Below are 3,438 nucleotides of genomic sequence, written 5' to 3'. Positions count from 1 at the left end.
CCGTCGTAAGAGCCCTCCCGTGTCAGCCCGCGGAGAAGAACTGGCTTGATCCGCTTGGTGGTTGGTTCCTCGCAGTGACCGACCCGAGAGGGCCCGAGCCGCCGAACGTCACGCAGCTGCGCGACACCTGGTCACGCCTCTACCGAGGGACAGCACGCCGCTTCTGCCTGCTGCAACCAGATGACGAACAGTTCCCGAGACCGCCCGGGCAGGGGCATGGCTGTGCCAAGGTCTTATTCAGCCGGGGCGAGAGGCTTCATGTCGGTCCAGGAGCGCTCGACGTAGTCGAGGCAGTTCTGCCGGGAGTCCTCACCATGAACGACGACCCAACCAGGCGGTACCTCAACGAAGTTGGGCCACATCGAGTGCTGCCCAGCCTCGTTGCGGAGGACAACGTACTTCCCGTCTTCCTTCTCAAAGGGGTTCGACATCCGGGACACCTCACAGTCGTTTCGCGGCTACTTGGATGGCGAGAACGCTAACGAGACCCACTAGGGCCGTGACTTGAGGGCAGAGGTGCACAACGCGGCATCACTCATACCTCAGAACCTGCCTTGTCGATACAGCGATTGGAGTAGGCAGGAAGCAGGTACGAGTTCACACACCGGTGCGAAGGCGCGCATGGGAAGGCGCTCTTCCCCATGACGGTGCGAGTGAAGTCAGAGAGAATCCGACATACAAAGACACAGCAAACACACATCCCCCGTGCAATTCGTCACGTCCGCTACCAATGGGTCGCGGCGATCACTTGACGCCAAGCCATCCAAACACTTGCACTGCACACCGTCAACCACCTTTCCGGCGCAAATGTCCCATTTCATCCTTGCAAAGAAAGTGCAAAACTCATTCAGGGTGTGCTGATTCGCGCGCGTTGCGTGCCTGAATGAACCAGGCCGCTGATCGAGCTGACGGGGCGACACAGCGGCTGAAGTCGCAAGCGGTTGGGGTACGGGAATACCTCCCGCGGCAGCGAAGACCTTGACCGTCGGGTACGCTCCCCTCGGGGCTTCTACACACGGTCAGTTCGTCAGTTCGTCCGGCACGCTGGGTTTTTAGCGGAGGCCGGTCAATCCCTCGCCCGGCAAGGGCGTGCGGCAAAGAGGCGTCATGTCCGTCCACTCACTGGGGTGGACCGCCGGAGCGCACGCCTCAGCCGCTACCCCGCGCTTAACCCCCGGGTCACTGGATGCACAGATGCTGGACTGATCCGTCCCGCTCAAGCACGACCAAAAACTCTCGACCATCCCAGAGCAACGCCACCCAGCACCGAAGGAAGGCTTGGAGGCAAAGTTGGAAGCGCGGCTTGCCAGCACATTCGTGGACGTCGTACAGCAACAGGCCGACGCCCACGGCAATCGCGAGGCGTTCGCCTACATCCGGGACATGAGTGACGGTCAGATCACTGACACACTCTCGTATCGCGAACTGGACACGCAGGCACGCATCGTGGCCGGCTGGCTCACCAAGCAGGGCGGCGCCTCAGGAGACCGGGTACTGCTGTGCTTTCCTCCGGGCCTGGACTTCATCCTCGGCTTCCTCGGCTGCCTCTATGCGGGGATGGTCGCCGTGCCGGCGCCCATGCCTGAAGGTTTCAGCTCCGCAGAGGACCGAGTAAGCAAGATCGTCCGAGACGCTCAGGTCGCCATCGCGCTCTCCGATGCAAGCGGCGCTCCGAAGCTCGAGCGGTGGCTTGTCGACCGGATCGGGACCACACTGCCCTGCGGCGGGGTCCGCACCATGGACTCCGCCCTCGCTGCAAGCCTGGCCGTGCCGGATCTGACCCCGGACACACTGGCGTTGCTGCAGTACACCTCCGGCTCGACGAGCGACCCCAAGGGGGTCATGATCACGCACCGGAACCTGCTGAGCAACATGAGGCTGATCAGTGAGTGCGCGGAGGGCGGACCGCACAGTCGCGCCTTCGGCTGGCTGCCGGTCATCCACGACATGGGGCTGATCGGGCAGGTGTTGTGGATGCTCTACCTCGGCGGTTGCACCGTGCTCACCTCGCCGACCGAATTCCTCCGGCGCCCCTATCGCTGGCTGGAGCTCCTCGACGAGCTGAACATCGACTTCACCGTGGCACCGAATTTCGCCTACGACCTGTGCGTGCGGACCGTCTCGGAGGAGAAGATCCGCGGACTGGACCTGTCGGGCTGGCGGGTGACCTTCAACGGGGCCGAACCGGTTCAGGCACAGTCTCTGGCCAAGTTCGAGGAGAAATTCGGGCCGGCCGGCTTCGAGCCGGAGACGTTCCTGCCGTGCTACGGCCTGGCCGAGGCAACCCTGCTCGTCACCGGGACACGTGCCGACAGCCGACCCGCGATCACGACGGTCGACGCCGAGCGGCTGGCCCGAGGAGAGTTCGTTCCCGCGGATCCCGGGCCAGGGCGGCGCGAGCTCGTCGGCAGCGGAACGGTGGATCGGTCACGGGTGCGGATCGTGGGCACCGAGACGCATGCGGCCCTACCGGACGGGAAGGTCGGTGAGGTCTGGGTACGGGGTGAGAGCGTAGCCCAGGGGTACTGGGAGCAGGCCGACTTGAACGCCGAGGTGTTCAATCAGAGCATCGATGACGAGACCGGCTTTTTCCGCACCGGGGACCTCGGCGTGATCCACGAGGACGAGCTCTACATCACCGGTCGCCTCAAGGAAGTACTGATCATCCGTGGGCGCAACCTCTATCCGCACGACCTCGAGCAGACCGTCCGTGCCGTCGATCCACGGCTGAACACCGGCGCCGGCGCGGTCCTCTTGCTGGACGCGCCCGAGGGGTCGGTCGTAGTGGTCCAGGAGATCAGACCACGCGGCCTGACCGAAGACGACTACCGTGCATTGGCCAGGAACATCCAGCGAACCCTGGTGCGCGAGTTCAGCATCCCTCTACCGAGTGTCGTGTTCGTCGGACCGGGCCGTGTTCGCAAGACCACAAGCGGCAAGATCCAACGCTCGCTGATGAAGCAGCTCTTCGCAGCTTCCGCATTGAAGCCGCTCCACGAGGAACTGACCGACGCTCTGCTCGTCCATCTGAAGAACGACTGACCGAGGAAGAGACCAGTCAGCCGTACTTTTCCACACTCGTCCGTCCGCCATGTCAGCCCAGAGAATGGATTACGTTGTGACAACCGTGCACCGTGACAGCTCGCCAGATGAGATCCGGGCGTGGCTTATCGAGCGGGTTGCATACTATCTTGAACTGCCGACGGAGAATATCAACCCGGAACTTGAGCTGGCAGAATACGGCATGGACTCGGTGTACAGCATGAGCATCATCGCCGAAATCGAGGACCATCTCGGCGTGAAGATCGACGAGATGGCCGCTTGGAAGTACACCACCATCAATGCCTTGGTCGAGTACGCCGAGAATCTGATCAGCGAACCAGTGCAATCCGCACGATAGATAACAGCTATTCGCGCATGCGGGCAGGCATGGTGCCC

3 protein-coding genes are annotated in these 3,438 nt (G+C 62.8%); 2 read left to right on the top strand and 1 reads right to left on the bottom strand.

Going from position 1 to position 3,438, the window contains the following annotated elements:
- Nucleotides 1-233: 233 nt before the first annotated feature.
- Nucleotides 234-431 (bottom strand): MbtH family protein, encoded by a 198-nt coding sequence (locus AB0L95_RS41935; RefSeq protein WP_365171905.1) that lies wholly within the window; start codon nt 429-431, stop codon nt 234-236.
- Nucleotides 432-1,317: 886 nt separating this feature from the next.
- On the opposite strand from AB0L95_RS41935, the gene AB0L95_RS41930 reads away from it, so the two are divergent.
- Nucleotides 1,318-3,042: a fatty acyl-AMP ligase gene (locus tag AB0L95_RS41930; RefSeq protein WP_365171903.1), complete on the top strand. Its 1,725-nt coding sequence runs from the start codon at nt 1,318-1,320 to the stop codon at nt 3,040-3,042.
- Between the two features lie 76 nt (nt 3,043-3,118).
- Complete coding sequence (locus AB0L95_RS41925) at nt 3,119-3,400, top strand: acyl carrier protein (RefSeq protein ID WP_365171901.1); 282 nt, start codon at nt 3,119-3,121, stop codon at nt 3,398-3,400.
- Nucleotides 3,401-3,438 lie beyond the last annotated feature (38 nt).

Origin of the sequence: Streptomyces sp. NPDC052036, assembly GCF_040680495.1 — a bacterium.
Lineage (GTDB): Bacteria > Actinomycetota > Actinomycetes > Streptomycetales > Streptomycetaceae > Streptomyces.
This window is presented reverse-complemented; position numbering and strand designations above follow the sequence as displayed.